At 41.1% G+C, this 16,686-nt stretch carries 15 protein-coding genes; 4 read left to right on the top strand and 11 right to left on the bottom strand.

Annotation, left to right across the window (positions count from 1 at the left end; all coding sequences use genetic code 11):
• Nucleotides 1–54: 54 nt before the first annotated feature.
• The 11 genes from LU635_RS11535 to LU635_RS11485 form a co-directional block, all read right to left on the bottom strand.
• Entirely contained in the window at nt 55–336 is a 282-nt protein-coding gene (locus LU635_RS11535; RefSeq protein ID WP_240099349.1) for a DUF427 domain-containing protein, read from the bottom strand.
• 16 nt (nt 337–352) lie between these two features.
• Nucleotides 353–1,321, bottom strand: a complete 969-nt coding sequence (locus LU635_RS11530) for an L-histidine N(alpha)-methyltransferase (RefSeq protein ID WP_240099347.1) — start codon at nt 1,319–1,321, stop codon at nt 353–355.
• A 12-nt stretch (nt 1,322–1,333) separates the two neighbouring features.
• Nucleotides 1,334–2,497 carry an ergothioneine biosynthesis protein EgtB gene (egtB, locus tag LU635_RS11525; RefSeq protein ID WP_240099393.1) on the bottom strand — a complete coding sequence of 388 codons (1,164 nt, stop codon included), beginning with the start codon at nt 2,495–2,497 and terminating at the stop codon, nt 1,334–1,336.
• A gap of 98 nt (nt 2,498–2,595) precedes the next feature.
• Complete coding sequence (locus LU635_RS11520) at nt 2,596–3,006, bottom strand: energy transducer TonB (protein WP_240099345.1); 411 nt, start codon at nt 3,004–3,006, stop codon at nt 2,596–2,598.
• A gap of 17 nt (nt 3,007–3,023) precedes the next feature.
• The gene (locus LU635_RS11515; RefSeq protein ID WP_240099343.1) at nt 3,024–3,401 is read right to left on the bottom strand and encodes an energy transducer TonB; all 378 of its coding nucleotides are present in this window, start codon (nt 3,399–3,401) and stop codon (nt 3,024–3,026) included.
• A 27-nt stretch (nt 3,402–3,428) separates the two neighbouring features.
• The gene (locus tag LU635_RS11510; RefSeq protein WP_240099340.1) at nt 3,429–4,253 is read right to left on the bottom strand and encodes a thymidylate synthase; all 825 of its coding nucleotides are present in this window, start codon (nt 4,251–4,253) and stop codon (nt 3,429–3,431) included.
• A 128-nt stretch (nt 4,254–4,381) separates the two neighbouring features.
• Nucleotides 4,382–5,359, bottom strand: coding sequence for a YihY/virulence factor BrkB family protein (locus LU635_RS11505; RefSeq protein ID WP_240099338.1), 978 nt, complete (start codon nt 5,357–5,359; stop codon nt 4,382–4,384).
• A 131-nt stretch (nt 5,360–5,490) separates the two neighbouring features.
• Complete coding sequence (locus LU635_RS11500; RefSeq protein WP_240099336.1) at nt 5,491–7,197, bottom strand: NupC/NupG family nucleoside CNT transporter; 1,707 nt, start codon at nt 7,195–7,197, stop codon at nt 5,491–5,493.
• 6 nt (nt 7,198–7,203) lie between these two features.
• Nucleotides 7,204–7,830, bottom strand: coding sequence for a bifunctional nuclease family protein (locus tag LU635_RS11495; RefSeq protein ID WP_240099334.1), 627 nt, complete (start codon nt 7,828–7,830; stop codon nt 7,204–7,206).
• A gap of 84 nt (nt 7,831–7,914) precedes the next feature.
• Nucleotides 7,915–8,883 (bottom strand): electron transfer flavoprotein subunit alpha/FixB family protein, encoded by a 969-nt coding sequence (locus tag LU635_RS11490; RefSeq protein WP_240099332.1) that lies wholly within the window; start codon nt 8,881–8,883, stop codon nt 7,915–7,917.
• Nucleotides 8,884–8,932: 49 nt separating this feature from the next.
• The gene (locus tag LU635_RS11485; RefSeq protein ID WP_240099330.1) at nt 8,933–9,679 is read right to left on the bottom strand and encodes an electron transfer flavoprotein subunit beta/FixA family protein; all 747 of its coding nucleotides are present in this window, start codon (nt 9,677–9,679) and stop codon (nt 8,933–8,935) included.
• A gap of 304 nt (nt 9,680–9,983) precedes the next feature.
• On the opposite strand from LU635_RS11485, the gene LU635_RS11480 reads away from it, so the two are divergent.
• From LU635_RS11480 to LU635_RS11465, 4 genes are all read left to right on the top strand, one after another.
• On the top strand, nt 9,984–10,964 hold the full coding sequence (locus tag LU635_RS11480; protein ID WP_240099328.1) for a pyruvate dehydrogenase complex E1 component subunit beta: 981 nt from the start codon (nt 9,984–9,986) through the stop codon (nt 10,962–10,964).
• A 59-nt stretch (nt 10,965–11,023) separates the two neighbouring features.
• Nucleotides 11,024–13,516: a DUF5686 and carboxypeptidase-like regulatory domain-containing protein gene (locus tag LU635_RS11475; RefSeq protein ID WP_240099326.1), complete on the top strand. Its 2,493-nt coding sequence runs from the start codon at nt 11,024–11,026 to the stop codon at nt 13,514–13,516.
• 68 nt (nt 13,517–13,584) lie between these two features.
• Entirely contained in the window at nt 13,585–14,097 is a 513-nt protein-coding gene (locus LU635_RS11470) for an inorganic diphosphatase (protein WP_240099324.1), read from the top strand.
• 132 nt (nt 14,098–14,229) lie between these two features.
• Nucleotides 14,230–16,650, top strand: a complete 2,421-nt coding sequence (locus tag LU635_RS11465; RefSeq protein WP_240099322.1) for a sodium-translocating pyrophosphatase — start codon at nt 14,230–14,232, stop codon at nt 16,648–16,650.
• Nucleotides 16,651–16,686 lie beyond the last annotated feature (36 nt).

Below are 16,686 nucleotides of genomic sequence, written 5' to 3'. Positions count from 1 at the left end.
ATGATCGGAGAAGGGCCGATCATACTCAAAAAAGAGTAAAGGTTGCCGGATTTTTTATTCGGTGACTTTTACTCCATTACAAAATGCCACATAATTCTCTATAGGTCTTGCAGCATAACTGGTTTGCGGGTAGTACCATGCTGCATTTCGGTTAAGTTTGCCGTCCACTTCAATGTGGAAATAAGAAGCTTTACCTTTCCAGGCGCAGCGTGTGCTGTGATCACTCCCTGTGAAATATGCTTCCTCGATATCTTTCATAGGGAAATAATGGTTGTTCTCGACTATACGGGTATCGTCGCTTTTGGCGATCACCGTATCATTCCAGATGGCTTTCATGATTTGGGTTTAGAAGTTACTTTCTTCTAAAGATATAATTTTTGAAGCAGTTATCCTTATCGCTAAAGGAATGCTCCACACTTAACCCAGCTTCACTGGCCAGCCAATTAACGATTGAGTCATCGTATTTTTGGGAGATCTCGGTATGAATGCTTTCCCAGGCATCAAAATTCACTTCCAATCTCAGTTTATTGATCGTTACCTTCTGCTGAATTTTACTTACAAGGAAACTTCTGGCAGTACCCGTTTCCGGATTATAGGATTCCCAGTGGAGGAACTTTTCAGGATCGAAGTCTCCTTCCAATTCGTTATTGATCCTTACCAATAGGTTCTTATTGAACTCTTCGGTAATTCCCGCAGGATCGTTATAAGCATCAAGGATGGCCTGTGGATGTTTTTTCTGGTCAAAACCCATAAAAAGCATATCTTCCCTGCTCATGGCTTTTCCAATATTGGCCAGGAAGTCTACTGCTTTTTCATGTAAAAGGTTGCCAATATTACTTCCTAAAACCAGGATTACTTTTTTACGGGAGTTATATTCCGAGAGTTTCTCCAGTGTCTCGAAATATGTGCCCTGCTGGACGTTTACATTAACTTCCGGAATTTCCTTTTTTAAAGATAGCTCCAGTTCATCAAGAGCATGCTGACTAATGTCCACCGGCAGATAATCGAATTTGAGATTTTTGTTCACCAGTTCCTGAAGGAGTATTTTGGTCTTTTTACCATCTCCCGCTCCTAGTTCTATAAGGTCGAATCCTTTTTCACTGCTAAAGTAATCGGCGATGGCCGAAGAATTCATCTTAAGTATATCAAACTCGCATGCGGTGAGGTAATATTCAGGCATTTGCATGATCTTCTGGAAAAGCTTATCTCCTTTTTCATCGTAGATATACTTAGATAAAAGGAATTTAGGATAACTGGTAAGCCCTTTATAGGTGTCCTCAGCGAAGGCCGACTCAAACATAGTTTTTGGTGGGTTTTTCATTTGATATTGAAGTTATTTTACGAGCCTGAAGCCTGTGAACTGCCATCTTAGCTGCGGGTGGAAGAAATTTCTATAGGTATACCTGGTGTGATTTACAGAAGTTGCCACTGAACCGCCTCGTAAAACCTTTTGGTTTACCATGAATTTCCCATTGTATTCACCAAGGGCTCCTTCAGGTTTTTTATAATCGGGGTAAGGGGAGTAGGCACTTTCAGTCCATTCCCATCGGCTTCCCCAGTCAAAATACTGCTGGGCGGTTTCCCACTCCTGTTCAGTAGGCAGGCGCATTCCCTTCCATTGTGCATAAGCAAAGGCTTCATAATATGAAATATGAGTAACAGGAGCATCGGGGATAAGCTTTATGAGCCCGCTCAATGTATATTGGTGCCATTCTCCATCTATTTTATGCCAGTAAAACGGGGAGCTTATATTGTTCTCATTCACCCAGTCCCAGGCTTCGGCATGCCATAACAGAACGTCTCCATAACCGCCAGATTCGATGAATTCCATGAATTCGGCATTGGTAACCAGTTTATTCGATATCTCGAAGTCACACAGGTAAGTTTTATGTACTCCTTTCTCATTGTCATAACAGAAATCATCAGTTTTATGACCAATTTCATATACTCCTTCACCGATTTTTATCCATTGCCTTTCAAAATCCTGGATGGGGTTCTCCTGGAATTGTTCATTGTATTCAGGAAAAAGCGGATTGTTCCCCAGGATATATTTGATGTCTGTATAAAGTAGTTCCTGGTGCTGTTTTTCATGATGACAGCCAATTTCTATAACCCGCAGAGTCTCTTCATCAAGCTCCTTTGAATTCATAAGCTCCAGCATGGCATTGGTAACGTATTTTCTGAAGTCATAGATCCAGGCTACGGTGGGCCTTGAAAGATTTCCCCGGTTGGTGCGAATTACTTTGTCTCCAACACTCTCATAGTAACTGTTAAAGACGTAAGCCGTGTTATTGTCAAAAAGCTTATGTGAATCTGCATATTCCTTAAGGACGAATTCCTCAAAGAACCAGGTGGTATGGCCAAGATGCCACTTTGGAGGTGAGACATCAACTATAGGCTGTACTACATAATCTTCGGTTTCCAAAAAAGAACATATCTGTTCCGAATTGGTTCTGGTCTCTTTAAAAAGCTGAATTAATTTTTGTTGTGAAAGCATAAAAAAAGAGTGATACTTTTGGGTATCACTCAAATTTACAATTTTTTAAAAATGACCTTCCTAATCAGTAGTTAAGGTCAAGTTAAATGTATTTATGCCTAAAAAGTTAGCGGAATTGTGTATTTGATAGAACGTGGTTTACCCCCGGCATGACCTGGGGTCATTTTTGGGATTGCCATGATCATCTTTTTTGCCGCTGCATTCACTTTTGGATTATCGCCCTCGACCTTGGTAACCACTACATTTCCTTTTTCAGTAACTTCCAGGGATACAGTAGCTTTTCCTCTAATATATTCACCTTTATCGTTCTTTGGATATTTGTAGTTCTCCTTAATATGCTGCATAAGCATCTTATTAAAACAGGCTTTTTTATCGTCACTGTCTTCACATCCCGGCCATACAGGAGCTGTTTCTTTAATGGTTACGGTATTTCCTTTGACTTCTACGTCTTCCTGTGAAAATCCCGTGATGCCGGCAAGCATTAAGGCAATAATCAAAAACTTTTTCATAACAATTTTCTTATGGTTTAAAAATTGAACGGAACCGTAAAATTCCTTGCGTCTGGCTCACCATTCAACGTACCTGGTTCCATTTCAGGGATTTTCAGGATCATTTCTTTGGCTGCCTGATTCACTTTCGGCTTCGCTCCTTCCACGGAATTAACAACAACCTTTCCATTCTCGTCTATTTGGAATGAAATTGTCACTTTTCCGCGAACATATTCGCCTGCTTCATTTTTTGGATAGACATAATTTTGCTGTACGTGCTTTGAAAGTTTCTGGTTAAAACACTTTTTTACATCGTCGGCATCCTCACATCCAGGCCAAACCGGAGAGGTTTGTTGTGCATTGGCAAAGCCCATACCGGCAAGTAAAAAGCATGTGATAACTAATAACTTCTTCATAATCTTTGAAAATTTTTAAAGGTTAAACTATACCGCAACCCTGGCTTTGATACCTGGATACGGATCATAATCCTCTAAAATAAAATCTTCAAACTTAAATCCAAAAATATCTTTTATTTTGGGGTTGATTTTCATTGTAGGAAGCGGTTTTGGCTGCCTGCTTAACTGGAGTTTCACCTGTTCCATATGGTTGCTGTAAATGTGGGCATCACCAAAGCTGTGGATAAAATCTCCGGGCTGGTAACCGCAAACCTGTGCCATCATCATGGTAAGAAGGGCATAAGATGCAATATTGAAAGGTACTCCCAGGAAGATATCAGCGCTTCGCTGGTACAGCTGGCATGATAATTTACCATCGGCCACATAGAACTGGAAAAAGGCATGGCAGGGGGGAAGAGCGGCCTTGCCATTGGCCACATTCTCTGAAAATGAGACCGAAGTATCCGGTAATACCGAAGGGTTCCATGCAGAGACCAACATTCTGCGGCTATTCGGGTTGTTCTTTAGCGTTTCCACAACTTCTTTTATCTGGTCTATACCTTCGCTGTTCCAGTTTCTCCACTGATGGCCATATACAGGACCCAGGTCTCCATTCTCATCGGCCCACTCGTTCCAGATACGAACTCCGTTTTCCTTTAGATATTCAATATTCGTATCTCCCTTCAGAAACCAGAGCAATTCGTATATAATAGATTTTAAATGCAGTTTTTTGGTGGTTACCATGGGAAAACCTTCGCTCAGGTCGAACCGCATCTGGTAGCCGAAGACACTTTTTGTTCCGGTGCCGGTTCGGTCTCCTTTCTGTGCTCCATTCTCCAGTACATGCTTCAGTAAATCGTGATATTGTTTCATTGGAAGGCCTTTTTTGCTATGAAAAAATCAAAAATTAAATTCCAATAAAAATAATAAAACATGAAAAATATGAAGGCTCAATTTGAATGGAATAGGGAATAGTTATCAACTTTGTATTAACGAAAAGTTTAATTCTCAGAATCTTCTTTAACCGCACATCTGTCTGCATGATAGGCTCTGCGCTCTCCCATTGGTCTATGTTCTCCGATGGTTGTATCGTGTCTGGTCTGGTGTTCCATTTCAGAATTAATCTCGGCTCCCATCAGTACGATAAAAGCGGTAAGAAATAACCAGAGCATTAAAATGGCCACAGCAGCAAAACTTCCGTAAAGATCATCATAGCTGCCAAAATTACTTACGTACCAGGAAAACAGCATGGAACCTGCAAGCCATAGTATGGTTCCCAGAATTGCTCCGCCGCTCACCCATCTGAATCTGGGATTTCTCCTATTAGGGGCGATCTTGTAGACCATACTTAGAGAGGAAATCAGGATTAAACCAAGAATGACCCAGCGAAGCCAGGTTAGGGTTTTTTCCATTAGCTGTGGAAGTCCCAGCTTATCGATTAATAGCGGGAAGAAGATCACAATAAGTAAACTTATCAGGCCGAGTACTAGCCCGCATAAGGTAAAAAGAAGGGTGATAAGGTTCTTTTTGAAGATATTCCGTGTTTCTATTTCGTCGTATGCGATATTAATTCCCTGGAACAGGGCATTGGTGCCCTTATTTGCACTCCAGATACTTACCAGAATACTCACAACCAGCCCCCAGCCAATCTCTTTTCTAGATTGTTGAATAACAGGATGAAGAAAGTCGGATATCATTCCGAATGCCCTTTCCGGTAAAAGAAGGTTTAGTCTGGAGATCTGTTCTTCGATCTGGGAAGGCTCTATTACCAGGCTATAGATTGAAATTGCGGCAACGATGGTAGGGAAAATGGCCAGGAAGAAATAAAAACCAACCCCTGCAGAAACAATTTGAACATGATCGGCCTTCATTTCATGCCATACACGTTTGCCGATATCTATCCAGCCTCTGAGTGGGATCTGGTACGGCCACTGAGCGTCCTCACCACGATATGCCGAATTTTTACTGTTTTCATTCATTTCTTAAGGGAATAAATTCTTGCTCTTCATTCAATTTTAATGAAAAGAGCTAAGAGCAATTTAAAGTTTATCTGCTCCCTTAAAGAAAATCAAATTAGAAAGTTTTCTAAAAACTTAAGCTGAAATTGAGTTTATCCTATGATCATCCCTGCGATAGTAGCAGATAGTAATGAAGCCAGGGTACCACCGATAAGTGCCTTCATTCCAAACTCAGAAAGTGTCTTTCTCTGGCCGGGTGCTAGCGAACCAATTCCACCGATCTGGATTCCTATGGAAGCAAAATTGGCAAATCCGCAAAGCATATAGGTTGCCATGATCACCGATTTTTCATAGGAAAGGCTTAAGGCATTCGCGGGGTTCTTCAAATCTGCCAGCTGTACATATCCAACAAATTCACTTGCCGCGAGTTTTATCCCTAATAATTGTCCCATTAGCATCATATCTTCTTTTGCCACTCCTATCACCCACATTAAAGGAGCGAAAATGAGTCCAAGAATAGATTCCAGGGAGAATTGAGCGTAGGGAGTATGTTCAGCCATTAAGGAATTTAAGGTTGTCCAGCCTCCTATCCAGCCAAGGATATAATTGATCATAGCGATGAAGGCTATGAATACAAGAAGCATTGCAGCAACATTTGCGGCAAGCTTTAAACCCTCTGTGGTTCCGTTGGCTATGGCATCAAGAATGTTCGATCCTATTTTTTCTGAAGAAACTTCAACATCTGTATTTACATCCTTCTGCTGCGGATATAAAATTTTTGAAACAACAATAGCTCCAGGGGCCGCCATTACCGAAGCCGCCAAAAGGTGTTTTGCGAACTGTAATCTCAATTCGGGATCATCACCCCCAAGGAAGCCGATATATGCAGCAAGAACACCTCCCGCAACGGTAGCCATTCCGCCCACCATTACCAGAAGGATTTCAGACCTAGTCATTCTTTCGAGGTAAGCTTTGATCATAAGGGGAGCTTCGGTTTGTCCCAGGAAAATATTTCCTGCGACACTCAGACTTTCAGGACCTGAAATACCTAATAACTTGGTCAGCACCCAGGCCATTCCCTTTACCACGATCTGGATCACTCCAATATAAAACAGGACTGAAGTAAGTGCTGAAAAGAAGATTATAGTTGGTAATACCTGGAAAAGGAATATGAATCCAAAACTATCCACATCCATCATTCCACCTAGTAAGAACTCACTACCGGCAGCAGTAAAATCGAGGATGAGCACAAAGATACCTCCCACAAATTCAAATACTTTCTGAACAACAGTGATCTTTAAGACCCCGATGGCCAGCAGTAACTGGGCAGCCAGCCCCAATCCCACAGTTTTCCAGTTGATTGCCTTACGGTTGCTACTGAAAAGAAAAGCTATTACAATCAAAAGCATCATGCCTAAAACACCTCGTAAAATACTTGAAGTGCTTATTCCCTGGCTCGGGATCAATGTCTTGGCAGTTTTTGCCGGTATTACTTCCGTAGCGCTTTGATCCTTTACTTTCAGATTAAATATTGTGTTGTTTGAGGCGATCGCCATGGTGGAATCGCTAAGCTCGTGGATACGCAGGTTTTGTATGGTGTCCTTTGGAGTATTATAGAATAATACCAGCAGTTTGTTCTGGTAAAGGTAATCTCCCGAAGAGATGGTATCCTTAGCGGAATCCTTTAAAAAATGAAACCTTCCTTCCTTGAAATTGATCTCATTGGCATCGCCAAAAACAGTTTGTTGACTCAGACTGTCTGTCTGAGGTTCAAGTTGCCAGTTTTTTGAAATAGTTTGGGAGAAGACTGATGTAATAGAAAATACGATCAGAAGCAGGCAACACCAGATTTTGTTCATTTCGGGTTATTTTCTTTTAGAAATTTCGTCCCTGATACGGGCCGCTTTTTCATAATCTTCCTGACTAACAGCCTGCGAAAGTAACTCTTTTAATTCCTCGAGCGACATCTTTTTATAATCTGTGGTGTCTTCAGATTTCATTTCGATCTCTTCTTTCAGGAGTTCTTCTTCAATAATATCTTCTTCTTCTTTCTCCTCTTCTTCTCGCTGCTTTTCCTCGGCCTTCAGGTAGATACCGGCCTTGTCAAGAATATTTTTATAGGTGAATATTGGTGCATTGAATCTCAGGGCCAGTGCAATGGCATCACTGGTTCTGGCATCTATGATCTCTTCAATCCCATCCCTTTCGCAAATAAGGCTGGAATAGAAAACACCATCTACCAGTTTATGTATAATAACCTGTTTTACCACGATCTCAAACCTGTCTGAAAAGTTCTTGAACAGGTCGTGAGTAAGTGGTCTAGGTGGTTTTATCTCTTTTTCCAGAGCAATGGCAATAGATTGTGCTTCAAATGCGCCTATCACAATCGGAAGTTTTCTTTCGCCTCCTACTTCGTTAAGTATTAGGGCGTAAGCTCCGTTTTGTGTTTGACTATAAGAAATTCCTTTAATATTCAGTCGCACTAAACTCATACTACAATAAGTTAAAAAGGCTGTCTAAATAAGGACAATTCGCCAGATTTAGACAGCCCTTTTATGGGGCACAATTTATGAAAATTATGCGTTTTTCTCTTTAAATTCCCTCAATTTTTCGTTCAGTTTCGGTACCACCTCAAATGCATCTCCAACCACGCCGTAGTCTGCCGCCTTAAAAAACGGGGCTTCCGGGTCGTTGTTGATGACAACTTTTGTTTTCGCTGCATTGATACCTGCCAGGTGCTGGATAGCTCCTGAAATACCAATTGCAATATAAAGATTTGAGGCAACCGGTTTACCCGTCTGGCCTACGTGTTCGCTGTGAGGTCTCCATCCCATATCACTTACAGGCTTGGAACAGGCTGTAGCGGCACCAAGGATATCGGCCATTTCTTCTATCATTCCCCAGTTCTCAGGACCTTTAAGTCCGCGACCTCCAGAAACCACTATTTCAGCATCTGCAATGGTCACCTTGTTAGTGGCTTTGTCAACAGATTCCACATTTACTGAGAAGTCCTCATCTGTAAGATTCGGACTAAATTCTTCAGCCGTCGCATCTCCACCGGCCTCTTTAAGTCCGAAGGAATTCTTGGCCAATCCCACAATCTTCACATCTGTAGTGATCTTTGTGAAATTAAAGGCTTTATTGGTAAATGAATTTCTTTTTACAGTAAAAGGTTCTGTGCTTTCAGGCAGAGCTACTGCATTTGAAGCGTAACCTGCTTCCAGGTGAACTGCCAAAAGGGGTGCCAGATATTTGCTGTCGGCACTTTGGCTTAATACCACAACTTTGCTTCCCTCTTTTTTGGCTGCCTGCTTAATGGCATCTGCATAAGCTTCAGCATTAAAATTTGAAAGCTTTTCATTGCTCACTTTAAGCACTTTGTCTACTCCGTAAGTTCCTAATTCTCCTGTGTCTTCCGCATTGAAAGTTATTGCAGTAACACTGGTGTCCATCATTCCCGCAACTTCCTTTGCATAGGAAGCTACTTCATAAGAGGCTTTTTTGAACTTTCCTTGTTCTGATTCTATATATACTAAAACTGACATTTTCTTCTGATTTTAAATTTTGAAATTCTTTTTGATCTGCTGAATCTTATTAGATTGCCTTGGCTTCATTATGAAGCAGGTCTATCAATTCGTCAAGATTTTCAGGATCAACCAGTTTAACCTCTCCTTTAGGAGCAGGTTTTTCAAATTTCACGACTTCGGTTCTGGCAGAAGTTTCAGATGGCTCTACCACGTTCAATGGCTTTTTACGCGCCTGCATGATCCCTCTCATATTTGGAATACGAAGGTCGCTCTCTTCCACAAGGCCTTTTTGTCCGCCAATTACCAGCGGAAGGGAAGCAGTAAGGGTTTCTTTACCGCCATCGATTTCACGAACGGCCGTTGCCTTGTCACCTTCCACTTCAAGGCTTATACAGTTATTTACAAAATTAGCATTTGTTAGCTGTGCAAGCATTCCCGGAACCATACCGCCGTTATAATCGATAGATTCCCTGCCGGCTATAACCAGGTCGTATTCCCCATCTTTCACCACCTTTGCAAGTTCTTTTGCGACCTCGAAACCATCTGTGGCCTGCCTATTTACGCGAATAGCACTATCGGCACCAATGGCCAGGGCCTTTCTAAGGGTAGGCTCGGTTTCAGCTCCACCAACATTTACCACATCTACACTTGCGCCTTGTTTTTCCTTGAACCACATAGCCCGTGTAAGACCAAACTCATCATTAGGGTTGATTACAAACTGGACACCATTAGTGTCAAATTTGGTATCTCCCTCTGTGAAATTGATTTTTGATGTAGTGTCAGGCACATGACTAATACATACTAAGATTTTCATATATAAAGTTCTTTTTTTAATAAAACGATTTCGCAGACGAAGGTAAGTAATTTTAGTCAAAAAATGCTATGCATGCATAATAAAATTTACTTAAAAAAAGAAATTATGTTCCTGGTGATCTTTAATCGATTTCCTCTTCAAATATGCATGGGAATAATAGACATAAAAAGCCATGGCACTGCTTTAGACGGCGTGAGTACTTTCCTTAGTTGGCAGTTGGGAAAATTTTAATCGGCAAATATGGTATTTACCTTATTGAATTACTATTTTTGCCTTGCAGGAATAAAAAATAAGATATTATATAATGAGGACAATTCAATTTAGAGAAGCCGTTGCCGAAGCGATGAGCGAAGAAATGCGTCGTGATGAAAGCATCTATTTAATGGGAGAAGAGGTAGCCGAGTATAACGGTGCCTATAAGGCTTCTAAAGGGATGTTAGACGAATTCGGTCCGGAACGCGTTATAGATACACCTATCTCTGAACTTGGTTTCTCCGGAATAGGTGTAGGTTCAGCAATGAACGGTAACAGGCCAATCATTGAATTCATGACCTTCAATTTTTCTCTGGTAGGGATAGATCAGATCATCAATAATGCTGCAAAGATGAGGCAGATGAGTGGAGGTCAGTTCAATATTCCTATTGTATTTCGTGGTCCAACAGGTTCTGCCGGGCAGTTAGGGGCAACCCACTCACAGGCTTTTGAAAGCTGGTTTGCCAATACCCCGGGATTAAAAGTTATCGTGCCTTCTAATCCATATGATGCTAAAGGACTTCTTAAAGCCGCAATTCGTGATGACGATCCGGTAATTTTTATGGAAAGCGAGCAGATGTATGGAGATAAAGGTGAGGTTCCTGAAGATGAATATGTGATCGAAATTGGAAAAGCTGATATTAAAAGAGAAGGTGATGATGTTACCATCGTCTCGTTCGGAAAGATCATCAAAGAAGCATACAAGGCAGCAGATCAATTAGCTGAAGAAGAGAATATTTCTTGTGAGATCATCGACCTTAGAACTGTTCGTCCTATGGATCATGATGCTATAATAGAATCTGTGAAAAAGACCAATCGTCTGGTGATTCTTGAAGAGGCATGGCCTTTTGGGAATGTGGCGACTGAGATTACTTATCAGGTTCAGTCAAAAGCATTTGATTATCTAGATGCACCGATCGTAAAATTGAACACAGCAGATACACCGGCACCATATTCTCCGGTTCTTCTGAAGCAATGGTTGCCTAACAGCGATGATGTTGTTAAAGCTGTTAAAAAGGTAATGTACAAATAAGCTTAATCGACTTATATTTGAAACTTCATCTTTTAGATGAAGTTTTTTTTTATCCAAATATGAACAAAGGCCTCTATTTATTTCTTCTTTTGATCTTTTGTCTCAACCTTGTTCATGCTCAAACCAAGGTAAGTGGCCGTGTTATCGATAATACCGGAAATACTGTGCCTTTTGCTAATGTGATCTTTGAAAACTCATCAACCGGGACCACTACAGATGAAGTTGGGGAGTTTTATTTGCAGTCTGAAAAGGATTATGAAGCAATAGTGGTTTCTTTTCTTGGGTATAAAACCCTCAGAGTTCCACTTGAATCTTCGGTTAATCTCAATATGAAAATTAACCTTGAAGAAGAAACTTCAAGTCTGGATGAGGTTGTGATCTACAGAGGGAAGACGTCAAAAAAGAATAATCCCGCTGTAGATATCCTGAAAAAAGTCTGGAAAAACCGAAGGAAAAATGGAGTGAAAGCCTTCGATCAATATTCATATAAGGAATATGAAAAACTTGAATTCGATCTTAATACCATAGACAGTACGGTTATTAATAACCGGCTCTTCAACGGAATGGAATTCATCTTTGATTATGCCGATACAAATAACGTAACCGGCAAGACCTACCTGCCAATGTTTATCAACGAATCGGTTTCCTGGGTCTATGGCGATAATGAAATGGGAAAGAAAAAAGAAGTTTTGCTGGGAAACAAGAATTCGGGTTTCAGCCAGAACCGTAACCTGATCAATGCCGTCAAAGATATTTATGACGATTATGATATTTATAAAAACTACATAAAATTCTTCGATAAAAGCTTTGTGAGTCCCATTTCTACCACGGGGATTGATACCTATAATTACATACTTTCAGATAGCGCCTTTGTAGATAACAAATGGTGTTATAATATTATCTATTATCCGCGCCGGGAAAACGAACTTACATTCAGAGGCAATTTCTGGGTGAACGATACGACCTGGGCGGTAAAGAATATAAACCTTGAAACCTCCAGGGATGCCAATATCAACTGGGTGAAACAGGTGTATATAGAACAGGATTATGAAGTTTTGAATGATTCCGTATTCATCATCACCCGTGATTTCTTTATGGCCGATTTTGGTCTAACCAAAAAGAAAGGCTCAAAGGGAGTTTACGCCAAAAGGACGCTGCTTCTTAATGAATATGAATTCAATAAGGAGAAACCGGAACCTTTTTATCAGTCTCAGGTATATGATCCCCAGCCTCAGGTATATGATCGAAGTGATGAGTTCTGGGAAGCCAACCGTCTCGAAGAACTTAATAAAGATGAGAAAGGCATCTATGTAATGCTGGACAGTCTTACTAAAACCAGGGCTTTCAGGAGACTTTATGATATTGCAACCATAGCAGAGTCTGGTTATGTGGAATTTGATGGATGGGATTATGGTCCGGTTTACTCCACTTTTGGATTCAATGAAGTAGAAGGTATGCGTGTAAGGTTTGGAGGAAGAACCTATTTTGGTCAGAATGATCCCTGGAGAATCCAGGCCTATGGTGCCTATGGATTTAGAGACAATAAGTTCAAATATGGAATTTCAGGCAAAGTTCTCTTAGATCCAAAATCAAGACTCATCCTTGCAGGAGGGAACAGGAGGGATGTTGAACAACTTGGTGCCAGCCTTACGAATTCTACCGATGTGTTGGGCCGGAGTCTGGCCTCTTCCTCACTTATCAATGTGGGTGATAATGATAAACTGAGTTCTATTAATCTGAGTACTTTTTCCCTTTCCATTGAACCGGTGAAGAATTTTAGTCTTCGGGTGGGCGCGAATTACAGGGAAATAAGACCTGCTTCTCCTGAATTCAGTCTGGATTATTATGTAAATGAAGACAGGACCATTGTTCACTCAGAGATCCACCAGACCGAATTATCTACTATTCTGACTTATACTCCAGGGAGAATAGTTTCAGGCTATGGGGTAGAACCGAATGTTGTGAATGAGGAGGACTTTCCCACTTTCTTCCTGAACTACAGTCTGGGGGTGAAAGATGTTTTTAATAGTGATTTTGATTATAAGAAACTACAGTTCTTCTATAATCAGCCTTTACTTATCGGAGGTTTAGGCCGATCTAATTTTAGCATTGAAGCAGGAAAGACCTTTGATCCAGTGCCGCTCGGACTTTTAAGTGTGGTGCCGGGAAACCAAACCTACTTTGCTATATACAATAGTTTTCCAACACTGGATTTTTATGAATTTGTGACCGATTCGTATGCTTCGGCACATTTTGATCATAATTTCAACGGAAGACTTCTTTCAAGAATTCCATTGCTCAGAGAGTTGAATCTGAGGGAACTGGTAGGGATTAGTATGGTGTGGGGAGAGATTTCCGAAGAAAGTAAAATGCTGGATGCTTCTGGTTTAACATTGCGTGCTCCCGATAAGGATCCTTATTATGAATACAGTTTCGGGATTGGGAACATCTTCAAAATTCTTCAGATCGAAGCACATTTCAGAGGGAATTATTTTCAGAATCCCGATGCCAGATCCTTTGCTATCACCGCAGATTTTGGATTTCACTTTTAGTTAAGGAATTTAAAGACTGGAATTCACTATCTTTGCAGCCCTTAAATTAATGTTGTAAATAAAGAAAAATGTCTGAGACTTTTGATGTATTGATCGAGATCCCTAAAGGGAGTAGAAATAAATACGAATACGATTTTAAACTAAAGAAAGTTCGTTACGACAGGATGATCTTCTCTTCGATGATGTATCCTGCAGATTATGGTTTTATTCCAAATACACTCGCGCTGGATGAAGACCCGCTGGATGTGCTTGTTCTGGTTTCTGAACCAACCTTCCCGGGTATTGTAATGGAGGTGAAACCCATTGGGGTTTTCCATATGGCAGATGAAAAGGGACCTGATGAGAAAATAATATGTGTTCCCGTTTCCGATCCTATCTGGAACAGGCTTAACGACCTCAAAGAGCTTAACGGTCATATGCTTAAGGAAATAGAACACTTCTTTAAGGTTTATAAAGATCTTGAAAGAAAGAAAGTAGATACCGGAGATTTTGGAGATGCCGGCGAGGCAAAAGAGATTATAAGGCAGTGTATGGAACGCTTTCACAACTATGAGGGCGATAAATCCAAATTCGGTATATAGTCAAAAATTTATCGTTTAAAATTTGATATAATAAAAGCAATAACCTTAAAAAGTTATTGCTTTTTTAATTATAGCCGATTTTACTACATTAGCGGGCATTAATATTTAATTAACATAATTAACCTAGCTAATATGGAATCAATAATGATTTATATGCCTGCTATTCTGGCAATAATCGGACTCATTTTTATGTGGGTCAAAAGATCCTGGGTGATGAAACAGGATGCCGGTGACGGAAAAATGAAAGATATTTCATCACATATCTATGAAGGCGCATTAGCCTTTTTAAAAGCAGAATATAAATTATTGACATTTTTTGTGATAGGAGCCAGTATCGCTCTTGCGGCTATCGCTTACTTTGTTCCAACTACACACTATCTCATTATTGTTGCTTTTATTTTTGGAGCATTCTTTTCGGCGCTTGCCGGGAATATGGGGATGCGTATCGCAACCCAGTCGAATGTAAGGACTACCCAGGCAGCCAGAACCAGTTTACCAAAGGCACTAAATATTTCTTTTGGTGGCGGAACGGTAATGGGTCTTGGTGTTGCAGGTCTTGCTGTTTTAGGACTTACCGGTTTCTTTATCCTTTTCTTCAATTATTTCATGGGAGGTGAGTGGACCAATACCCAGCAAATGACTATTGTACTGGAAACCCTCGCCGGATTTTCTCTGGGAGCTGAATCCATCGCTCTTTTTGCCCGTGTGGGTGGAGGAATTTATACCAAGGCTGCCGATGTTGGGGCCGATCTTGTTGGTAAGGTGGAAGCCGGAATTCCGGAAGATGATCCGCGTAACCCTGCGACCATTGCTGATAATGTAGGTGATAATGTAGGTGATGTTGCCGGTATGGGAGCCGATCTTTTTGGTAGTTATGTAGCGACCGTTCTTGCTGCGATGGTACTTGGGAATTATATTATTGAAGATATGGGAGGTGATATCACTTCTTCAGGATTCGGCGGAATTGGACCAATTTTACTTCCTATGGCCATTGCTGGTGCAGGAATTATTATCTCTGTTATAGGTACCTTGCTGGTTCGCATAAAATCTAATGATGCTAAAGAAGCTGAGGTCCAGAAAGCACTGAATATAGGTAACTGGTTCTCCATATTTTTAGTGGCCGTAGCAAGTTATTTTCTGGTAACCTGGATGCTTCCTAAAGAAGCAATGACCATGGGCTTTTTTACCGGAGGTAAAACTGGTTTTGAATTTAAAGAGATTGAGGCCATAAGAGTATTTTATGCCACCTTGGTAGGTATTATCGTAGGAGGTGTGATCTCTGCGGTAACCGAATACTATACAGGGCTGGGAAAAAAGCCTGTTTTGAGTATCGTTCAAAATTCAAGTACAGGAGCTGCGACCAATATTATTGCCGGTCTTTCTACCGGAATGATCTCCACTTTCTTTTCTGTTCTGTTATTTGCGATTGCTATCTGGGCATCTTATGCATTTGCTGGCTTCTACGGAGTTGCATTGGCAGCCTCAGCCATGATGGCGACCACTGCGATGCAGCTGGCCATCGACGCATTTGGGCCTATTGCTGATAACGCGGGTGGTATTGCCGAAATGAGCGAACTGCCTCCGGAAGTAAGGGAGCGAACAGATATTCTTGATTCTGTGGGTAACACTACCGCTGCCACCGGCAAAGGTTTTGCCATTGCTTCGGCAGCACTTACTTCACTGGCTCTTTTTGCGGCTTACGTGACCTTCACCGGAATTGACGGTATTAATATTTTTAAAGCACCGGTACTTGCAATGCTTTTTGTTGGCGGAATGGTGCCTGTAGTTTTCTCAGCCCTGGCTATGAGTTCGGTAGGTAAAGCGGCCATGCAAATGGTGCGTGAGGTGAGAAGACAATTCAAGGAAATTCCGGGAATAATGGAAGGAACCGGGAAACCACAATACGATAAATGTGTTGAAATCTCTACCCAGGCAGCTTTGAAAGAAATGTTATTGCCTGGAGTTATTACTATAGGATTTCCAATTGTTATCGCTTTCCTGCCTATGCTTTTCGGATACGAAAATGTACTTATTGCAGAGATGCTTGGTGGTTACATGGCAGGGGTAACGGTTAGCGGTGTATTATGGGCAATATTTCAGAATAATGCCGGTGGTGCATGGGATAATGCAAAGAAATCATTTGAGGCCGGGGTAATGATCAACGGTGAAATGACCTATAAGGGATCTGATGCACACAAAGCGGCTGTGACCGGGGATACGGTTGGAGATCCTTTCAAGGATACTTCCGGTCCTTCCATGAACATCCTTATCAAGCTTACCTGTTTGATAGGTCTTGTGATAGCTCCAATACTTGGTGGTCATACAGAAACAGATGTGAACGGTGAACCCGAAGAAACTTCATCTGTTGTTCAACCTGCTAATAACGCGCAGATAATTTCTAAAGAGGTTAAAATGGAAAAGACCACGGAAGATGATCATGTGACCGCGAATGTGGTGGTGACCCGGATGGAGAATGGTGAAGAGATTACAAACACCTTCGAATTTGAAGGGACTGAAGCTGAAGTGCGTAAAAAAGTAGAAGAAACTAATTAGTTTTCAGTTTTATACCAATAAAAACCCGCCTTAGGC

This window comes from Christiangramia crocea (genome assembly GCF_022410465.1).
Classification (GTDB): Bacteria; Bacteroidota; Bacteroidia; order Flavobacteriales; family Flavobacteriaceae; genus Christiangramia; species Christiangramia crocea.
Note: the sequence above shows the minus strand (reverse complement) of the source record. Positions and strands in the feature narration are given on the sequence as shown.

What these genes read in the sequence shown, in the direction of transcription:
- LU635_RS11535 (WP_240099349.1), bottom strand. Translation starts at nt 336, where the DNA reads ATGAAAGCCATCTGGAATGATACGGTGATCGCCAAAAGCGACGATACC.
- LU635_RS11530 (WP_240099347.1), bottom strand. Translation starts at nt 1,321, where the DNA reads ATGAAAAACCCACCAAAAACTATGTTTGAGTCGGCCTTCGCTGAGGAC.
- egtB (WP_240099393.1), bottom strand. Translation starts at nt 2,497, where the DNA reads ATGCTTTCACAACAAAAATTAATTCAGCTTTTTAAAGAGACCAGAACC.
- LU635_RS11520 (WP_240099345.1), bottom strand. Translation starts at nt 3,006, where the DNA reads ATGAAAAAGTTTTTGATTATTGCCTTAATGCTTGCCGGCATCACGGGA.
- LU635_RS11515 (WP_240099343.1), bottom strand. Translation starts at nt 3,401, where the DNA reads ATGAAGAAGTTATTAGTTATCACATGCTTTTTACTTGCCGGTATGGGC.
- LU635_RS11510 (WP_240099340.1), bottom strand. Translation starts at nt 4,253, where the DNA reads ATGAAACAATATCACGATTTACTGAAGCATGTACTGGAGAATGGAGCA.
- LU635_RS11505 (WP_240099338.1), bottom strand. Translation starts at nt 5,359, where the DNA reads ATGAATGAAAACAGTAAAAATTCGGCATATCGTGGTGAGGACGCTCAG.
- LU635_RS11500 (WP_240099336.1), bottom strand. Translation starts at nt 7,197, where the DNA reads ATGAACAAAATCTGGTGTTGCCTGCTTCTGATCGTATTTTCTATTACA.
- LU635_RS11495 (WP_240099334.1), bottom strand. Translation starts at nt 7,830, where the DNA reads ATGAGTTTAGTGCGACTGAATATTAAAGGAATTTCTTATAGTCAAACA.
- LU635_RS11490 (WP_240099332.1), bottom strand. Translation starts at nt 8,883, where the DNA reads ATGTCAGTTTTAGTATATATAGAATCAGAACAAGGAAAGTTCAAAAAA.
- LU635_RS11485 (WP_240099330.1), bottom strand. Translation starts at nt 9,679, where the DNA reads ATGAAAATCTTAGTATGTATTAGTCATGTGCCTGACACTACATCAAAA.
- LU635_RS11480 (WP_240099328.1), top strand. Translation starts at nt 9,984, where the DNA reads ATGAGGACAATTCAATTTAGAGAAGCCGTTGCCGAAGCGATGAGCGAA.
- LU635_RS11475 (WP_240099326.1), top strand. Translation starts at nt 11,024, where the DNA reads ATGAACAAAGGCCTCTATTTATTTCTTCTTTTGATCTTTTGTCTCAAC.
- LU635_RS11470 (WP_240099324.1), top strand. Translation starts at nt 13,585, where the DNA reads ATGTCTGAGACTTTTGATGTATTGATCGAGATCCCTAAAGGGAGTAGA.
- LU635_RS11465 (WP_240099322.1), top strand. Translation starts at nt 14,230, where the DNA reads ATGGAATCAATAATGATTTATATGCCTGCTATTCTGGCAATAATCGGA.